The organism is Vibrio sp. S234-5, from assembly GCF_000960595.1.
Lineage (GTDB): Bacteria > Pseudomonadota > Gammaproteobacteria > Enterobacterales > Vibrionaceae > Vibrio.
The window spans coordinates 1-781 of record NZ_JZAM01000062.1; the positions used below are offsets into that span (position 1 = coordinate 1).

Below are 781 nucleotides of genomic sequence, written 5' to 3' on the forward strand. Positions count from 1 at the left end.
CCAATATTTTGATTGTTTTCTTAATCAAATTTGGTGTAACTTCTGGTTTATCTTATTGAATTTGCATAACAAAGCATTTAAGACGGATTCGCAACGCTTGGCGGTTTTAGTGTAAATTCAGTTTTTGTATTTTAAGTGGTTTGTCGAAGCACCGGTGTTTAGCGTCGCTCACCACTTAATGCGGCGTTATGTTTAATCAGGCAAAATCAGTGGGTTGCACCTTTTCTTTGCTCCGTCGGCTTGTTTGTTTTGAGCTTGTCGGCAAGTTGGCTCCATTTGGCGCTGTTTTCTGGACATTTATTCTTTGGTGCTGGAAATTCAGAGTGTTGCCTCAGTCAATTCTCGAGTAAGCACGAGGTAGGTGCGGTTGGCTTAATCGGTATTTTGACCACAAGTTTTCGGGCTTGAATTGCCAAAATTCGAAGTCTGTTTTTCAAATCTATGAGTCATTTCAGTTTTTTAGGTTTTGCTTTTTGTTTATGAGTCAACGCTGGGTTAATCTTGGTTTTTGGTAAAACGTAAGCCCTTGAAGCTTAAACATAACAAAGCGTTAAAGAGGGATTCGTGCCGCGTGGCATTTTTGGTATGCGGTCATTTTGGTGGTGAAAGTGGTCTGCGGAAAGTTGGTTTATGCGGCACTCACCCCTTAACGCTTTGTTATGTTTAATCACGCAAAATCAGTGAGTTATGGTTCTTCTTTGTTCCTTTGGCTTTTCAGTTTTGAGCTTGTCTGCAAGTTTGCTACATTTGGCGCTGTTTTCTGGACATTTATTCTTTTTTG

General features: G+C 40.2%; 1 protein-coding gene. It reads left to right on the forward strand.

Annotation, left to right across the window (positions count from 1 at the left end; translation table 11 throughout):
* Window positions 1–526: 526 nt before the first annotated feature.
* Complete coding sequence (locus UF06_RS28245; protein WP_082069537.1) at window positions 527–667, forward strand: DUF3265 domain-containing protein; 141 nt, start codon at window positions 527–529, stop codon at window positions 665–667.
* The last annotated feature ends 114 nt before the right edge of the window (window positions 668–781 follow it).